Source organism: Pseudomonas sp. NGC7 (assembly GCF_047159675.1).
In the GTDB taxonomy this organism is placed as follows: domain Bacteria; phylum Pseudomonadota; class Gammaproteobacteria; order Pseudomonadales; family Pseudomonadaceae; genus Aquipseudomonas; species Aquipseudomonas kermanshahensis.
On record NZ_BAAFZY010000001.1, the window covers coordinates 3558391 to 3575970 of the forward strand.

15 protein-coding genes are annotated in these 17580 nt (G+C 58.9%); 7 read left to right on the forward strand and 8 right to left on the reverse strand.

The features are described 5' to 3' along the window. Nucleotides 1-49: 49 nt before the first annotated feature. The 4 genes from ACMCNM_RS15940 to ACMCNM_RS15955 all read left to right on the forward strand — a co-directional run bounded on the left by ACMCNM_RS15940 (nt 50) and on the right by ACMCNM_RS15955 (nt 6148). Nucleotides 50-2296: a TonB-dependent siderophore receptor gene (locus tag ACMCNM_RS15940; protein WP_412764882.1), complete on the forward strand. Its 2247-nt coding sequence runs from the start codon at nt 50-52 to the stop codon at nt 2294-2296. Between the two features lie 168 nt (nt 2297-2464). Further along, nucleotides 2465-3001 carry a DUF2867 domain-containing protein gene (locus tag ACMCNM_RS15945; RefSeq protein ID WP_412765931.1) on the forward strand — a complete coding sequence of 179 codons (537 nt, stop codon included), beginning with the start codon at nt 2465-2467 and terminating at the stop codon, nt 2999-3001. 530 nt (nt 3002-3531) lie between these two features. Beyond that, on the forward strand, nt 3532-5175 hold the full coding sequence (locus tag ACMCNM_RS15950) for a CocE/NonD family hydrolase (RefSeq protein WP_412764883.1): 1644 nt from the start codon (nt 3532-3534) through the stop codon (nt 5173-5175). 61 nt (nt 5176-5236) lie between these two features. Beyond that, nucleotides 5237-6148: a transporter gene (locus ACMCNM_RS15955; protein ID WP_412764884.1), complete on the forward strand. Its 912-nt coding sequence runs from the start codon at nt 5237-5239 to the stop codon at nt 6146-6148. A 192-nt stretch (nt 6149-6340) separates the two neighbouring features. Here ACMCNM_RS15955 and ACMCNM_RS15960 read toward each other — a convergent pair whose 3' ends face one another. Then, complete coding sequence (locus ACMCNM_RS15960; protein WP_412764885.1) at nt 6341-7570, reverse strand: pyridoxal phosphate-dependent aminotransferase; 1230 nt, start codon at nt 7568-7570, stop codon at nt 6341-6343. Next, a complete protein-coding gene (locus tag ACMCNM_RS15965) occupies nt 7567-8235 on the reverse strand; it encodes an RraA family protein (RefSeq protein ID WP_099429268.1) in 669 nt (222 codons plus the stop codon). The genes ACMCNM_RS15960 and ACMCNM_RS15965 overlap by 4 nt, the downstream gene beginning before the upstream one ends. A 104-nt stretch (nt 8236-8339) precedes the next feature. On the opposite strand from ACMCNM_RS15965, the gene ACMCNM_RS15970 reads away from it, so the two are divergent. The 3 genes from ACMCNM_RS15970 (at nt 8340) to ACMCNM_RS15980 (ending at nt 11720) form a co-directional block, all read left to right on the forward strand. Further along, complete coding sequence (locus ACMCNM_RS15970) at nt 8340-9236, forward strand: LysR family transcriptional regulator (RefSeq protein ID WP_412764886.1); 897 nt, start codon at nt 8340-8342, stop codon at nt 9234-9236. Nucleotides 9237-9329: 93 nt separating this feature from the next. Then, nucleotides 9330-10145 carry an alpha/beta fold hydrolase gene (locus ACMCNM_RS15975; RefSeq protein WP_412764887.1) on the forward strand — a complete coding sequence of 272 codons (816 nt, stop codon included), beginning with the start codon at nt 9330-9332 and terminating at the stop codon, nt 10143-10145. 132 nt (nt 10146-10277) lie between these two features. Then, complete coding sequence (locus ACMCNM_RS15980) at nt 10278-11720, forward strand: alanine/glycine:cation symporter family protein (RefSeq protein WP_412764888.1); 1443 nt, start codon at nt 10278-10280, stop codon at nt 11718-11720. A gap of 278 nt (nt 11721-11998) precedes the next feature. Here the strand turns inward: ACMCNM_RS15980 and ACMCNM_RS15985 are convergent, their stop codons facing one another. The 6 genes from ACMCNM_RS15985 to ACMCNM_RS16010 all read right to left on the reverse strand — a co-directional run bounded on the left by ACMCNM_RS15985 (nt 11999) and on the right by ACMCNM_RS16010 (nt 17529). Then, nucleotides 11999-12994 carry an aldo/keto reductase gene (locus tag ACMCNM_RS15985; protein WP_412764889.1) on the reverse strand — a complete coding sequence of 332 codons (996 nt, stop codon included), beginning with the start codon at nt 12992-12994 and terminating at the stop codon, nt 11999-12001. A gap of 116 nt (nt 12995-13110) precedes the next feature. Further along, nucleotides 13111-13962, reverse strand: coding sequence for a LysR family transcriptional regulator (locus tag ACMCNM_RS15990; RefSeq protein ID WP_412764890.1), 852 nt, complete (start codon nt 13960-13962; stop codon nt 13111-13113). A 46-nt stretch (nt 13963-14008) separates the two neighbouring features. Continuing rightward, the gene (locus tag ACMCNM_RS15995; protein ID WP_412764891.1) at nt 14009-14620 is read right to left on the reverse strand and encodes a TetR/AcrR family transcriptional regulator; all 612 of its coding nucleotides are present in this window, start codon (nt 14618-14620) and stop codon (nt 14009-14011) included. A gap of 2 nt (nt 14621-14622) precedes the next feature. Continuing rightward, nucleotides 14623-15447 carry an HpcH/HpaI aldolase/citrate lyase family protein gene (locus ACMCNM_RS16000; RefSeq protein ID WP_412764892.1) on the reverse strand — a complete coding sequence of 275 codons (825 nt, stop codon included), beginning with the start codon at nt 15445-15447 and terminating at the stop codon, nt 14623-14625. After that, entirely contained in the window at nt 15444-16286 is an 843-nt protein-coding gene (locus ACMCNM_RS16005; RefSeq protein WP_412764893.1) for a MaoC family dehydratase N-terminal domain-containing protein, read from the reverse strand. The genes ACMCNM_RS16000 and ACMCNM_RS16005 overlap by 4 nt, the downstream gene beginning before the upstream one ends. A 40-nt stretch (nt 16287-16326) precedes the next feature. Further along, nucleotides 16327-17529: a CaiB/BaiF CoA transferase family protein gene (locus ACMCNM_RS16010; RefSeq protein ID WP_412764894.1), complete on the reverse strand. Its 1203-nt coding sequence runs from the start codon at nt 17527-17529 to the stop codon at nt 16327-16329. Nucleotides 17530-17580 lie beyond the last annotated feature (51 nt).

Sequence of the window (17580 nt, forward strand, 5' to 3'; positions counted from 1 at the left end):
TCCGTCTCCCGGTGGCCAGCCCGCTATTTGATTCTTAAAGGTGTCACAGATGAAGGGTTCGTTGGCTTACTGCAGTGAGAAGCGGCTTTGCGTGCCGGGACGTTTTGCGGCAAGCCCGGTTGCTGCAGCAATGCTAGTATTTCTAGGCAGTCCGAGTTGCGTAATGGCCCAAGATACTGCCAAAGTCGATGAAAGCACGCAGCCTTCCGGCGTGATAACCCTCCCCCAGGTGACGATAATCGGGAAAGAGGCATACGATCCCCTCACGACCGAAGGCACAGGTCTCTATACTATCGACCAGACCACGGCGGCGACTCGGTTACCACTGACACTACGTGAGACGCCGCAATCTGTTTCCGTGGTGACGCGTCAGCGCATGGACGATCAAAAGCTGGATACAGTTCAAGGCGTTCTTGAGAACACGACTGGCATTTCGGCTTACCAATCTGATAGCCAGCGCACCAGTTTTTACTCTCGAGGCTTTCTGATCGACAACATCCAATATGACGGCATACCGGCAGTCATCGGCGATGTCATCAACGGCAGCGGCGTTAGCGATCTGGAAACTGCATTTTATGACCGGGTAGAAATTGTGCGCGGTTCCAGCGGACTTCTCACCGGAACAGGTAATCCATCAGCGGCTATCAACCTAGTCCGTAAAAGACCGGCGCCAGAATTCTCGGCTTCCACGTCTTTAAGCGCTGGCTCGTGGGATAATTTTCGAGAGATGGCGGATATTTCTGGGCCGTTGACACCAGATGGTCGTGTCCGGGCACGTGTGGTCGGGGTCAATAATGACGGCCACTCCTACATCGATGGTTATCAAACACAAAAGCAAGCGTTTTACGGAATCATCGAGGCGGATATCACCGAAGACACTACCTTCGATATAGGGTACGACTACCAGAACAGCTCTCCTAAACGACCGACTTGGGGCGGTACTCCGCTATGGTTTAGCAACGGCTCAGAGGCAGAATGGTCGCGCTCCAAATCTGTGGCGGCGGACTGGAACCGCTGGGACAATACCCGGCAGAGTGTTTTTGCCGAACTTGAGCACCGTTTTGATAACGATTGGAAAGTTCACAGTGTTGTGAAGCAGTATCGTACTGAGTATGACACCCAGCTGATGGGCAGTGCTGGTACACCCGACCAAAATACCGGATTAGGCACGTTTCCGAATGGCGCTTATCCGGTTGCTCTGGCCGGCAAGGGAAAAAGCAGTCAAAGCACTTTAGATGTGACAGCGAGCGGCCCCTTTGATTTTATGGGCCGCCAGCATGAGTTAGTAGTGGGCGGCATGAGCTCTCGATACACTTCTAACAAAGACGACGTTAGCCCCTTTTTTTCAGGGTTCATCCCTATCAACATCTACGATTGGGACGGCCACTTCCCCAAGCCAAATTTTGACTCAATGACGTCAATATCAACCAATACTAAAGTTAAGCAGCGCGGTTTTTTTACTACCGCGAGATTATCCCTGGCTGACCCACTTAAATTGACCCTTGGTGGGCGATTCAATCGATACGAGGTCGACGAGACCGCTGGCGGAACGCCATTTAGCTATAAGAAAAGCAATGAATTTACTCCTTATGTCGGCCTGATATATGACATCGATAGCACATACTCGGCATATATTAGTTATACAGGCATATATAATCCACAGACATCATTTCGTGACAGCAGCGGCAACGTCCTCACGCCAACAGAAGGAAGGACAAAAGAGATCGGCATAAAGGCTGAATACTTAGAGGGACGGCTTAACGCTTCCGTCGCACTTTTTGACACTGAACTGGACAACGCAGCACAATTAGATGGCAATCGTCTTACGCCAAGCGGTGCCTTGGCTTATAAAGGTGTGGATGGCACCAAGTCCCGAGGGATCGAGTTCGATATGCAGGGAGAAGTCGCGACCAACTGGAATATCTATGCCGGCATTGCCGCGTTCACAGCCAAAGATGGCCAAGACGCTAGGCTAAATCCTCAGGTGCCACGTACTACCGCTCAAATTTTCACTACGTACAAATTATCTGGAATATTGGAAAAAGTAACGCTTGGCGGCGGCGTCAAATGGCAGAGCCGATTCTTAGGCAGCAGTACCAGCACAAGGGAGGCAGAACAAGATCCATACTCATTGACGTCATTGATGGCGCGTTATGAGCTGACAAAAAACATAGACCTGTCAATCAATATAAATAACGTTTTTGATAGAAAGTATGCTACGCAAAAAGGTGACTTTGACACCGTAAGTTACGGCACTCCCCGCAATATGCTGGCAACATTAAATTATAAGCTTTAGTTCTAGAGCGCTGCTTCAATCAGGCGACTGCTTTATCGGTAGTGGATACCGCAGCTGCCAGAGTTTATGGTTTTTTCAAAGGAATGCCAGCAATTGGAATAAGCGTTGAAATATATCGCTTTCGGCCTTTCCAAAATAGGTTCCTTACAGCCCAAGAGAAACCACTCCATGTCTAGAAATTTTGAAGTTGTTAAGTCCGTACCAGTCCCCGCAATATCTGGCATCACTCGCCTATACGAGGTGATGAACCTAGCGGATGCTTACGCGATTTTGCTCCCTGCGGGCACTTCCAGTGACCCTGAGCTATTGGTTCGATTTATCCTGTCCTGTCGCCCACGCTGGATCGAATGGCTCATAAAAATTCGAGACACCTTAGTTGGTTGCTTTGGCCTAAAAACAGCCAAAGATCTCGGCTCATCTACCAGCAAGATTGGAGTCTTCAATATCTACAGCAGTAATGAGATGGAGATTCTCTTGGGCGCGGACGACAAGCATCTTGATTTTAGAATATCCATCCTTTGTTCTGATGAGACAATGCCCGAAGAAAATCGACATCTTATTTTTTCAACCGTAGTCCACTGCCATAACCGCGTAGGCCGGGCCTATGTATTTATCATCGCTCCATTCCATCGTTTAGTTGTCAAGGCCAGCTTAATCCATGCAGCGCGCATCGGTTGGCCTAAGGCGGCTTCCTCCTGTCTTTAATTTACGTTGCGGCAAATAGATTTGGCCGAACATTGCCTGCCTCCGGCGACAGTGAAGCTGCTTATACGAGCTTGAACTCTGTCGGTGAGCGATATCTTCACTGCCTGCGTACGAGGGTAAATGTCTTGTGTGATGCAAATTCATTCACATGCGCCCCTTCAGCCCCGGTACTCGCCCCGTCCTGCGATCATCACTGACTGCAAGGACGCCTCATCACCAGATCCGCTCAATCACACGCAGCACTGTCGCAGCATTTGCTGCCTGGCCAGGTCATCTAACCTCATGGAGGCGAATGATCGTAACTGCCCATACGGCTGAAAAAGCGCGGGGGCAATGAACAGAAGTCATGCAGCTCAGCGGCAGTATCCCAGGAAAAACCAGTGATCACATCGATTAAACGGATCGAAAAAGGCCATTTCACATTCAATTGCTCTTATCGCAGACTAAATTTTAACCGATGTCGAGCAATCAGCTCGCATCGACCCAAAGGCATATAACGTCTTCGAAATAGAATAATAAGAGGTTCGATAATGAGTTTTCAAAGCCATAACCGATTTCGTGACGGCACGCCTCCCGCGTTAGGTGGATATCCTGGGCTCAACCAGCAGTCCCGGCTAATTACTGATGATATTTTGTTCGAGCAGGACGTCAAAATTGAGCTGAGGGACGGGACAGTCATCTACGCAGATATCTACAGACCTGCTGGCGTCTCGGACATCCCGTGCGTCATCGGATGGGCGCCGTACGGAAAACATCCGCATCTGAGTTTCGACTCTTGGCCAGGTGCTGAAGTCCCTACAGGATCGGTGTCTGAGCACACCCCCTTTGAAGCAGCAGACCCGCTCGTATGGTGTAGGGCCGGATATGCAATGCTCTTCCCGGATGTACGTGGCACTTGGGGCAGTGGTGGTGAGGCTTCGTTCTTCAGCAAGCAAGAAGCTGAAGATGAGTATGATGTGATCGAGTGGGTCGCACGGCAAGGGTGGTGCAGTTCTAAAGTTGGCCTGCTCGGCGTTTCATACTTGGCCATCAGTCAGTGGGGGGCAGCAGCTGAGCAGCCTCCTCACTTAGCCGCCATTATCCCCTGGGAAGGTGTCACCGACGTATATCGGGAGTTCTTCTTTCACGGCGGAATTCCTAACACTCAGTTCTCCGAGGGATGGCAGTCTCTGGTCAGCTTCTCGCAGACCCGGGTTGAGGACGTCGCTGCAGCGATGTCAGATCACCCTACACTTGATGACTACTGGAAGGCGAAGCTGCCCAACCTTGAAGCGATCAAGGTTCCTGCCTACATTGTTGCCAGTTGGACAGATCACGCGCTGCACACCCGAGGTACGCTTGAAGCTTTCAAACGCATAGCTTCAGCAGACAAATACCTCGAAGTGCATGGCCGGAAAAAGTGGCAGTATTTTTACAAGGACGAAAGTGTGCGCAAGCAGATGGCGTTCTTGGATCGCTATTTAAAAGGAGTGGATAACGAAGTAAAGGATTGGCCGCGCGTGCAGATCGAAGTTCGCGACAGCTTTTACGAAGGAAAGGTGCGTTCGGAAAACGAATGGCCGTTAGCGAGAACGAAATACCAGAAACTGTATCTGGATAGTACGGATCTCACCTTGTCCAACAGCCCAGTTGAACAGGAATCAACCCGTTCGTATGTCTCCACGAATGCGGATCGCCTATGCTTTGATCTCAAATTCGAGAAGCAGACAGAGCTGACCGGGTATTCAAAACTTCGCCTCTGGCTGGCGGCAAATACGGCTACAGATGCGGACGTATACGTCGGGCTACAGAAGCTCGACGCCAGCGGAGAGATTGTGAACTTTCCTTTCTTCGCCACGTTCGATGACGGGATAGTCGCGCTGGGATGGCTGCGAGCGTCTCATCGCGAATTGGACGAAACGCGCTCCACTGATCACCAGCCAGTCCACTCCCATCGCGTGATCGAACCCTTGGAGCCGGGAGTTCCTACTCAACTAGATATCGAGATTTGGCCTGCAAGTACGCGGTTTGAAGCCGGTGAATCACTCCGAGTGGTCATCCAGGGCACAGACATTCATCGATATCGGCCTGGCCTTTTCGCCGCTGGGCACTACCTTTCCAACAACGCTGGGAAGCACACAATCTTCTGCGGTGGCCGATACCAAAGCTACCTGACTGTCCCAGTTATCGAGTAATGAGCTCGAACCTCCGCCGCCCACGGCGGAGGCCCAACTATAAAAATAACGGTAGAACTTTATGCACAAAGCATTTAAAGGTTTAGCGATCTCTTGCGCGCTCATTTTTGGACTTTTTACTGCAAACTCTCACTCTACAGAAAATGGACTGACCAACTATCCTGTAGGTGTGAACACGGCGCTTAATGGCCTGCTACCAGCACCAGGACAGACCTACTTCTACAACTACTTTCAATACTACAAAGCCGAAAGCTTTCGTGGCCCTAATGGAGAGGAGGGTATTCCCAAGTTTTCTGCTGAAGTAGTTGTGGACGCTCCAAGGCTCGTACATACGTGGACTGAGTCACTCGGCCCGTTTAGCTTAGCTACTGGCGTAATCGTTCCCATTTTCCACGTATCTTCTACAGTGTATGGTCAGAAGGATATTAAGAACGCAATAGGTGATGTGATCGTCCACCCATTGATGTTCGGCTACGTAAACCCTGCACATAATTTCTTCACGTTCCTCGCCCCGTTCGATATGGCATTGCCAACGGGGTCGTACGATAAAGACCGCATTGCGAATACGGGGCAGAATCACCTGGCCTTTCTCCCTAACTGGCAGACCACGTGGTTTCCGACTGCAAAAACAGAAATTTCAACGACGTTGACTGCAGAGATCTACACCAAAAATCATGATACCAACTACCAGTCCGGTACGGTGTTAAGTGGTGAGTTCTTACTGGGATACTCTCTCACGGACAAATGGCAGGTAGGCGTCCAAGGCTTCTACTCGAAGCAGGTGTCCGATGACGAACTAGATGGTGAGAAATATCTAGATGGCTTCCGTGGCCGCAGCGCTGCCTTGGGGCCACAAGTCCGCTACACCATATCTCCGGGCGTTGCGGTTGTCGCGAAATACCAGCATGAATTTGCCGTTGAAAACCGCTCCAAGGGAGACCGATTCTGGATTCAGTTTGCGTTCCCATTCTAGATCGGAAATTTGACTGAGACTGCCCCCCCCCCCCCCAACCCACATAGATGCAACCGGGTTCCTAAGTTCAAAAGCAGCTAGACAGTGTGGGCGAGTCCATACATAGGAGCAGCCTTGTGCTGCGAAGAGGCCAGTGCAAGCAACGAAGACTGATGGTATTTTCACCGGCCTCTTCGCAGCACAAGGCTGCTCCTACCTGGCCGCGCGACAGAAGCGCCCGAGCGCATCACACGCCGCCATCAGCGACGCATCGTCCAGCGCGTAGGCAATGCGCAGGTAAGGCCCGAGCCCGAAGGCACTGCCATGCACCACGGCGACATCGGCTTCGTCGAGCATCGCCAGCGCGACATCCTCGTCAGTGGCCAGGTAACGACCACCCGCGGAGGTCTTGCCGATCAGCCCGGCGCAATTGGCAAAGGCATAGAATGCCCCGGCCGGTTGCTCGCAGTGCAGCCCTGGGATCCCATCAATCGCCTTCACCATCAGGTCACGGCGGCGCTGAAACACGTCCCGGCTTTGATGGATGAACGCTTTCGGGCCTACCAGCGCAGCAACCGCCGCCTGCTGAGAGACCGAACACGCACCCGAGGTCTGTTGCCCCTGCAGCTTTTCCATGGCCGCCAGCAGCCAGCGCGGGCCCGTGGCGAAACCGATGCGCCAGCCCGTCATGGCATAGGCCTTGGATACGCCGTTCATGGTCAGCGTGCGTTCGGCGAGCCGAGGTTCCACCTGGGCCAGGGTATGGAAGCGCTGATCGTCGAAAATCAGGTGCTCGTAAATGTCATCCGCCAGCACCAATACCTGTGGGTTTGCCAGCAGCACCGCAGCCAAGGCCTGCAGCTCGGCAACGCTGTAGACCGCGCCGGTCGGGTTGGACGGCGAGTTGAGGATCAGCCAGCGGGTGCGCGGCGTGATCGCGGCACCAAGCGCTTCAGGCGTCAGCTTGAAACCGCTGCTGGCCTCACACGTGACGATCACGCTGTGGGCGCCACACAGTTGGACCATCTCCGGGTAGCTGACCCAGTAGGGCGCTGGCACGATGACCTCGTCGCCGGCATTGAGGGTCGCTGCCAAGGCGTTGTAGATCACCTGTTTGCCGCCGCTGGCGACCAACGTGTCCTGCCACTCGACCTGCAAGCCATTCTCGTGGCGGAACTTGGCCGCCACCGCTTCGCGCAGGGCGCGGCTGCCAGCGACTTGGGTGTAGCGCGTATGGCCTTGGTCGATCGCCTGCTTGGCGGCGTCGCGGATGTGCGCTGGTGTGTCGAAGTCTGGCTCGCCCGCGCACAGCGAAATGATCGTGGCCCCCGCCGCGCGGCGTTGGGCAACGCGGTCCATGATGCCGTAGGTGGCCGAGGGGCGGGCGCTGGCCAGGTTAAGGTTCAGGCGCTGGATGCTGCCGTCGGTGTCCTGCTCGCTCATCGGTGGTGCTCCGTATTGATCGCATCAAATTGGCTGTCATGCATCACGTCGGCCACCGAGCGGCCTGCGCGCACGGCATCCACCATGCCGGCCTGGCGGCGGGCGATGCGCTCGGCCAGGTCCAGCACCTGGCCGATGTGGGCCTGGGTGACGAAGACTGTGCCGCAGTTGTCGGCAATCACGTAGTCGTTTTCATCTACTGCTACACCTGCCACCTGGACGGTGCAGGCCGCGTCGACCTGGACCACGCGATTGCGTGCGCTGACCATGGTCACGCCACGGCCATACACCGGATAACCGATGTCGGCGCTACCGTCGATGTCGCGGCTGCAACCGTCGATGATGCTGCCGCGCACGTGCCGGGCCACGGCGGCATTGGCCAGAATGTCGCCCCAGCAAGAGATCCCGTCGATGCCGCCGGCGATCACCAGTACGCGGTCATCACTGGCGATCGCTTCGATCACCGGGCTGATCAAGTGCACGGTCGGTGCACGGTCGGTCTTGGCGGCCAGTTGCACAGTGCTGGCGCGGCCGACCACCTTGGGGCAGTGCCATAACGGGCGCAGACCGAACGTGGCGCCGGGCAGGCCGAGGAAGTCGAGGGCGTCGGACACGGTGTTGGTGTCCAGCGCCGCCAGGCGTTGTAGCACGCTGTCTTGGCTCATGGGTGAACCTCTTTGGTGAAGGAGGCATGAGTGTCCGACAGGCTGTTTGATAGGTATATTCCTTATCAAGGATGTTAAACATATGCCTAACCTATGGAACCGCCATGATCAATTTCCGCCTTATCCGCCACCTTTGGCTGTTCCTGGCTGTTGCTGAGGAAAAGAACTTTGGGCGGGCCGCCAAACGCCTGGGCATGACCCAGCCGCCGCTCACCGAGCAGATCCAGATTCTTGAGCAGGCATTGAAGGTCAAGCTGTTCGACCGTTCCCGGCGCGGTGCGGCGTTGACCCCGGTGGGCGCCGCCATCCTGCCGGCGGTACGCAAGTTCGCCGACCAACTCGAACGCCTGGAACTGGCCGTGGAAGAAGCCGTGGCGGGCCATCAGGGCATGGTCACCATCGGTGCCATCTCGTCGGCCATGTTCGACGTGCTGCCGGAGGTGATCGAGCGCTTCAAGCAGGACCACCCTCAGGTCACGGTGTCGGTACGCGAAATCGACAGCGTCGAGGCGGTGCCTTCGCTGGAGGCGGGCGATATCGACCTGGCGTTCGCGAGGCTGGATGGCGACCTGGGCAAGGGCATCGAATGGCGCCCGCTCACCGAGGAGCAATTGATGGTGGCACTGCCGGTTGATCACCCACTGGCAAACCATAGCGAGATCGCGCTGGCGAGCCTGGCCAGCGAGCCGCTGGTGATGTTCGCGCGCAAGGTCAGCCCCTTGTACTTCGATAACCTGATTGCCACCTGCCGCGCCAACGGGTTTTCGCCTCGAGTGCTGCACGAAGTGCGTTCGGTGGCGTCCCAGATAGCCTTCGTCAGCTGCGGGCAGGGAATCGCCCTGGTACCGGCGGCCATGAACAAGCTGGCCCCGGCGAATGTGGTCATACGCCCGCTGGCGCAGCAGGTGAGTGTGGTGACCACCACCTACGCCTGGAATGCCGAGCGCGCCAACCCACTGGTGCAGGCATTGGTAAACCAGCTGAGCGAATGCATTTCATAGGTTTGACCTATGAAATTGATCGCTGATGAGGAATTTACAGATTGTTGGTGGGCGTCGAGAGTGTGCCTCTCAACTACAAGAGGAGTTTACGGCGTGCCCGAATCCCATTCGTTCCGCCAGTTCGTCCTGCCTTTGAACGTGGAGGGCGTCGAGCTTGAACTGTCCACTGTCCACCGCGAGGGCCGTGGGGCGCCGATCCTGTTTCTGCACGGGTTCGGCTCGACCAAGGAAGACTATGCAGGGCTGACACGCCAGCCGGCGTTTGCCGGCCGCCCATTCGTGGCCTACGACGCACCGGGGTGCGGGCAGAGCCACTGCAGCGACCTTTCACGTGTTTCGATTCCGCTGCTGCTGGCGACCGCGTTGCAGGTGCTGGAGCACTTCGGTATTCAGCGTTTTCACCTGGTGGGCCACTCGATGGGCGGCCTGACGGCGTTGCTGCTGGCGCATCAATGCCCCGAGCGGGTGATCAGCTTCATCGACATCGAAGGCAATATCGCCCCGGAAGACTGCTTCCTCAGCCGTCAGATCGATGACTACCCGGCCAACGACCCGCAGGTGTTCTTCGACGCGTTCATCGAGCGCACCCGGCACAGCAGTGACCCGGCCAGTGCCTTGTACGCTGCCAGCCTGCCTTACAAAGTGCGGGCAGAGGCCGTGCGGGGGATCTTCAGCTCGATGGTGGAACTGTCTGACCACGGCGACCTGATGAGCAAATTCCTCGGCCTGCCGTGCCCACGTATGTTCATGTATGGCGAGCAGAACAGTCACCTGTCTTACCTGGCGGACATCCAGGCGCAGGGTGTAGAGCTGGCCAGCATCCCCGCGTGCGGGCACTTCCCGATGTATTCCAACCCTATCGAAATGTGGCGCCGAATCGCCGGCTTCCACGCGCGTCACGCCGGCTAAGGCTGTCAGCCCCCCCCCGGTTTCGCGGGGGTGCCATTTCCACCCTAAAGAATCGATGTGCGGCCGCGGCGCTGCGCAGGGGCACCCGTGTGTCCGTTTCAAGCCGCGAATAAAAACAAAGAGGTATTGACCATGCTTGAAGCCATCAATGGTTTTCTATCCGGCAAGGTGCTGATTGTGCTGATCGTAGGGTTGGGCAGCTATTTCACCTGGCGCTCACGTTTTTTGCAGTTTCGCTATTTTTTCCACATGTTTGCGGTGTTCAAGGACAGCCTACGCAAGAGCGGCGGCCAGCTCAGCTCGTTTCAGGCACTGATGCTGAGCCTGGCCGGGCGCGTAGGTGCTGGTAACATTGCCGGGGTCGGCCTGGCAGTGACCCTGGGTGGGCCAGGTGCGGTGTTCTGGATGTGGGTGACCGCGCTGGTGGGCATGGCCAGCAGTTTCTTCGAATGTTCGCTCGGCCAGTTGTACAAGCGCTGCGACGACCATGGGCAGTATCGCGGCGGCCCTTCGTACTACATTCACCATGGCCTGCATCGACCGTGGCTGGCCAAGCTGATGGCGGTTCTGCTGCTGGTGACCTTCGGCTTTGCATTCAACGGGCTGCAATCGCACGCCGTTACTCATTCGTTGCAGAACGCCTTCGGCTTTTCGACGGGCCATAGCGGTATCGTGATCGCTGTCCTGCTTGGGTTGGTATTCATCGGCGGCATCAAGCGCATCGCCGCCGTGTCAGACCTGCTGGTGCCGGTCAAGACGCTGGCCTATATCGGGGTAACGCTCTATGTGATCGTGCTGCAGTTCGAGCACGTGCCCGACATGCTGGCCACCATCTTCAAAAGTGCCTTCGGCCTGGAGCCGGCGTTTGCGGGCCTGGTGGGCAGTGCAATCGTCATGGGCGTGAAGCGCGGCGTGTTCGCCAACGAGGCTGGGCTGGGCAGTGCACCTAACGTCGCGGCGGTGGCCAAGGTCGAACACCCTGCCGCCCAGGGGGTGGTACAGGCGTTCAGTGTGTTTTTCGACACGTTCGTCATCTGTACCTGCACGGCGTTGCTGATTTTGCTGTCGGGCTTCTACACACCTGGTTTCGAAGGGGATGGCCTGGTGCTGACCCAGGATGCCCTGGCGGCGGTGGTGGGCGACTGGGGGCGGGTATTTATCAGCGTTGCGCTGGCGCTGTTCGTGTTTACCTCGATTCTTTACAACTACTACCTGGGCGAAAACAATTTGCGTTACCTGGCGGGTAACCGACGGTGGCCGATCCTGGTGTATCGTGGCGTGGTGCTGTTGCTGATTCTGTGGGGTTCGGTGCAGAACCTGGGTACGGTGTTCGCGTTTGCCGACATCACCATGACCTTGCTGGCCCTGGTCAACCTGGTAGCACTGGCGTTGTTGGGCAAGGTGGTGCTGCGCCTGATTGACGATTATGACCAGCAGCGCAAGGCCGGGGTGCAGATACCGGTATTTGATGCTAGCCAGTTCCGCGATCTAGACCTGGACCCACGCGCCTGGCCGGAGGGCGATCAGGTTGCGGCTGAGGGGGGGAGCGAGACGCGCATGCCTCAAGCTCTTTAGCGCCTGCGAGATCGAGCGCCGCCCGCGCGGCGCTTCGCAGCACAAGGCTGCTCCCACATCTGTTTCGGGCCAGTGAGGCCTGTGATATTTGCGCGCGACCGCCTTGCGGGTTTGACGCAATATTGCGCCATGCACCAAGACGGTCGCGTGCGTTTGCCCCAGGAATAATTGGCCCGAAACAAACGTAGGAGCGAGCGTTGCTCGCGATGCGCCGCGCGGGCGGCGCTCGATGTCCGCAGCCCCACGAAACGCCAGCCTTGCACCACGGCCTACAACCCCTATTTAAACCCGGTAACCGCATGCGGCACATACGGTGCTTCCAACCGCGCAACCTCTTCATCAGACAACTGCACCCCCAATGCCGCAATGGCATCGTCAAGATGCCCAGGCTTCGATGCGCCAATAATCGGCGCCGACACGGCGCGGTGCCTGAGCACCCAGGCCAAGGCAACCTGAGCCATGGGTAAGCCACGCTCGCTGGCAATCTGCTCGACTACATCGATCACACGGCCATCCTCGACTTCTGTCCCTGCATAAAACGACTTGCCAGAAACATCGCTGAGCGTGCGCGCGGTTTCCTGGCCCTTGGGCCGGGTCAGCCGGCCACGGGCCAGCGGGCTCCAGGGCATCAGCCCGACGCCCTGGTCCAGGCACAAGGGGATCATTTCCCGCTCTTCCTCCCGGTACAGCAGGTTGAGGTAGTTCTGCATTGACACGAACCGGCTCCAGCCATTGGCCGCTGCGACGTGCTGAGCTTTGGCGAACTGCCAGGCATACATTGAAGACGCACCGATATAGCGTGCCTTGCCGGCCTTGACCACGTCGTGCAGGGCTTCCATGGTTTCTTCGATCGGCGTGTGATAATCCCAGCGGTGAACCTGGTAGAGGTCGACGTAATCCACGCCCAGGCGGGTCAGGCTGGCGTCGATGCTGCTGAGGATCGCCTTGCGTGACAGGCCTTGCTCGTTCGGCTTGCTTGCGCCTTGCCACATGTTCGCCGGGTAGAAGACCTTGGTCGCGATGACGGTGTCTTCACGGCGGGTGAATTCCTTCAGCAATTGGCCCAGGATCACTTCCGATGTACCCGCCGAGTAGCTATTGGCTGTGTCGAAGAAGTTGATGCCTTGCTCTACCGCGTGGCGAATGATCGGGCGGCTCTGTTGCACATCCAGGGTCCAGGGATGGGTACCGGCATCTGGGTCACCGAACGTCATGCACCCCAGGCACAGTCGGGAGATGTCCAGGCCGGTGTTGCCGAGTTTGACGTACTGCATCTGTGAATCCTCTTGGTCAGCATTGCCCAGCGTGTGTAGCCGAGCGATGGAACAAGGTTAGCGGCGCGACGTGAGCGTGCAAATTCCCAGGATGTGCAGGTGATATCTGCAAAAATTCACAAGCGCAGCAGGGGTTTGACCTGCTCGAGCAGAAAATCCGTTACGGCTTTGATGCGGGGGGTGTTGCGCACGTCCTCGTGCACGGCCAGCCAAATTTCGATGCTCATCGACCTGGCGTCCTCGCAGGCGTGCTTGAGCCCGTACTCCTCGGCCATGAAGGCGGGCAGGCAGGCTACCCCCACGCCACCGGCCGCAGCCTGGGCCTGGATGCGCAGGTCGTTGCTGTGCAGAGCGAAAGGGCGACCTGCGGCCTGCTCAAGCAGCCAGCGCTGCTGTGGGGATTTCGCCTGAGAGTCGTCGTAGCCGATGTACAGGTGCGGTTCGCGTCGGCGCACGTAGGCCGCCGATGCGTACAGCCTGTATTCGAGATGCCCGAGCAGGCTGGCCACCAGGGTTGGCTCGGTGGGCCTGGCCAAGGTGATTGCCACGTCCGCCTCGCGGCGGGCCAGCGACGCGCGCGACTTGCTGCCGACCAAGGTGAGTTGCAAGGCAGGGTAACGTTTGTACAGTTCGCCCAGCCTACGCGCCACCATGCTGCCCAACAGCGCGGGCGGGGCGGCAATCACGACTTCGCCTGCAACGGCCTGTTGGTCGGCACTGGCAAAGTGCTCCAGCGCAAACGAGGATGCCAGCATCTGCTCGGCAAACTCGCCAACGCGCACGCCCTGCTCGGTCAGGGCGTAAGCCCGTGGGCGGCGGTCCACCAGCTTCAACTGCAGCGAGGCTTCCAGCGAACTGATCCGCCGCGCCACGGTGGCGTGGTCAACCCCCAAGCGCTTGGCAGCGGCCGACAGCGAGCCGGCGCTGATAAATGCAGAAAAATGACGCAGGTCTTCCCAATCGAACATGACAGGCCTCTGGTGTGAGGCCCGATGATACGCGGTTTCAGGTGGCTCACGTCAGCCGGGCGGTGCGTGCCGGCCGTTTTGCAGGCGGGCATGCCGACAGCAGCGCATGGCTCATCTGTATCACCCAGGCCTCGATTTTCGCGTCATCCACCGGCATTGGCCGACGGCGCATACCTTCGGCGGTGTCTATCAGGGCCAGAATCGCCTCGGCTGCGCTGGCGATATCCCCTACCGTGAAACGCCCCTGTTGCTGGCCGTGTTCGATGATCTGGCACAAAGGCGCTCGTGAACGATTGAGCGCCTGCTCCAGCCACTCACGTTGGCCAGGCTCGACATGGCGTGATTCGTGGCGCAGCAACAACGCCTCAAAGGGATGCGATGCCTGGCGCGCGAGTTGAAACCGCAGGTAGCCGCGCAGGTCGCGGGTGTAGGGCCCTCGGCGCCAGGCTTCGAGGCGCTGCGCGAGAATGTCCAGCAATACATCGAGCAGCAGGTCCTGTTTGCTCGCAACGTGGTGGTAAAGGCTGCCCGGCTGCAGGCCAGCCCGGGCCGCGAGCTGGCGCATGCTCATGGCGCCATAGCCGACTTCTGCCATCAAGCCCTGTGCCACAGTGAGCAGAGGGCTGGGGCACTGTTGCACGTGACGGGCGTCGGGCATAGCTATTCACCCTTGCCTGCGGCGTGCACAAGGGCACGGGCGCGCAGGATCACCGGCGCATCCACCATCTGCCCATCCAGGGTGAACACGCCGGCACCGCCTTCGGCCGCAGCCAACACGCGGTGCGCCCATTCCAACTCATCGGGCGAAGGTTGCAGGGCGCGATGAATCACGCTGACGTGGCTGGGGTGAATGCACAAGGCCCCGCCAAAGCCCATGTCGCGAGCGAACTGTACGTGCCGCTGCAGGCCAGCGACGTCCTGAATGGCCGGGTGCACGCCATCGAGCGGCGGCGCAAGGCCGGCAGCGCGGCTGTGCAGCAAGACGGCATAGCGCGCATGCCCGAGCACCTGTTCGGCGGCTTCGCTGGCCGTGCGCAGGTTCAGGTCCAGGCCCAGATCAAGGCTGCCAAAGGACAAGCGTTCGACGCCCTCACAGGCCGCCAGCAAGGGCAGGGCGACCAACCCACGTGCGCTCTCGATAATTGGCCAGACCGGCTTGCCGGTAGCACGCGCACGCTGCACTTGCTCGACCGTTTCGGCCTTGGGCAGCAGGATGCCACTGACACCGGCATGACGCTGGCACAGCGCAAGGTCAGCCGCGTGCGCCCAATGCTGCGGGGCGTTAACCCGTACCAGCACGCAGGCCTCGGGCTGCTCGGCCAGAAATGCCTGCAGGTTGTCCCGCGCCTGCGCCTTCGCCGCTTCTTCAACGGCATCTTCCAAATCCACAATCACCCGATCAGCGCCGCTGGCCAGCGCCTTGGCGATACGTTCCGGGCGGCTGGCGGGGACGAACAGGGCAGAGCGCACGATGGCCTGGCTCATTGGCTGGCCTCCAGGCTGAATTCGACTTCTGCGGTTTGCGCCATGCCCGCTTCGGCGGTTGCCCAAAGCTGCGCCTTACCGCGCTCGAGCAGGCGCCCACCCACCTCGAAAGTGGTCGGCGAAATCAACGGGCGTAAGCCGCGGAAGCTGAATCGGCGTATCTGGGCGGCGGGGTTGGCACGGGCAAAGGCGCGCAGATTGAGCGTGGCAATCAAGGGCCCGTGCACCACCAGCCCCGGGTAGCCTTCGGTGTCAGTGACATAGGGCCAGTCATAGTGGATGCGATGGCCATTGAAGGTGACGGCCGAGTAGCGGAACAACAGGGTTGCGTCGAGCGTCACGGTCTCCTGCCAAGCGCCGGCGGGTGCCGGCTCGGTACCGCCAAGCTTGGGTGGGGTGGGCTCGCGGTAGACGATGTCCTGTTCTTCAATCAGCGCTTCATGGCCATCCTGGACATACACGTGCCTGACGGTGACAAACAGCAGCGACCCGGTGCGGCCGTGTTTTTCTTCGACGTTGAGAATCGTCGAGTGGCGTGCTACCTGCGCTTCCACCTGTAAAGGGCTGATGAAGGTCAGGCGGCTGCCGGCCCACATCCGGTTGCGGTTGTCTGCTGGCGGCAAGAAACCGCCGCGCGCGGGGTGGCCATCGGCGCCTAGCCCGGTGGCCTCGACGGGGTCCTGGAAGAACGCCCAGTGCCAGAGCAGGGGCAGCGGTTCTCCCGCCGAGGGTGCGGGCTCGCTGAGGGTCGCCGCGAGGCGCTTGACCAGGTTGTGGGTGATGCGATCGTCGCTGGTTTCGCTACGGCCAATCCAGCGGCTGAGGTCGTGTGTTGTCATTGTCGTGGTCCTCGATCATTCAACGCTGAGCCTGAAGGGGTCAGATGACCCCATCGCGGCGCAGTTCCTGTATACGTTCGGCAGACAGCCCAAGCTGGGCGAGGATGCATTCGCTGTGCTCCCCCAAGGCTGGCACTGGGTCCATGCGTGGGCGGTAGGCATTGCTGCTGGCCGGGGGCAGCAGGCTGGGTATGCTGCCGTTTGCCGTGGCTACCTGGCGCCAACGGTCGCGGGCTTGTAACTGCGGGTGCTGCCACACCCCCTGCATGTCGTTGACCCGTGCGTTGGCAATGCTGGCGCTATCAAGGCGCGCAACCACCGTGTCCAAGTCCAGGGCGGCGAACGCCTCGATGATCAGTGCACGCAAAGCCTCACGGTTGGCCACCCGCAGGTAGTTGGCAGAGAACCGCGCATCGTCGGCCAGCGCGGGTTGCAGCAGCACCTGCTCACAGAACAGGCGCCATTCGCGCTCGTTCTGCAAACCGAGCATCACGGTCTTGCCATCGCCGGTGGGGAAGGGGCCGTACGGGTAGATGGTCGCGTGCGCCGCGCCGGCGCGGGGCGGCGGGGTCGCGCCTTCGTAGGCGTAGTACAGCGGGTAGTTCATCCACTCCACCAGGCTTTCCAGCATCGACACTTCCACATGGCTGCCTTCGCCGGTGCGGCCACGCAGCAGCAGGGCCGACAACACGCCGGTGTAGGCGTACATGCCGGCCGCGATGTCGGCAATCGAGTTGCCCGCCTTGGCCATCTGCTCGTCACCCGGGCCGCCGGTCACCGATAAAAAGCCGCCTTCGCTCTGAATCAGCAAGTCGTAGGCCTTTTTCTGTTCAAAAGGGCCGCCCGCGCCGTAGCCCGAAATGTCGCAGACGATCAGCGTGGGGAACCGCGCATGCAGCGCCTCGAACGACAGCCCCAGGCGCGCAGCGGCGCCCGGCGCCAGGTTTTGCACCAACACGTCGGCCTGCTCCAGAAGCTGGTCGAGAATGTCGCCGGCGATGTCCTGCTTGAGGTCCAGAGCGAGGCTTTCTTTCGAGCGGTTGGTCCAGACGAAGTGCGAAGCCAGGCCGTTGACCCGTTGATCGTAGCCCCGCGCAAAGTCACCGACCCCCGGCCGTTCGACCTTGATCACGCGGGCGCCAAGGTCCGCCAGTTGACGGGTGCAGAAGGGCGCAGCAATGGCATGTTCGAGGCTGATGACGGTGATGCCGTCTAGCGGGCGGATTGCCGTAGGCTGGCTCATGATGGTTATCTCTCTTGTCATGGCAGGGCCCCTTGGCGCCTTGGCGACCAG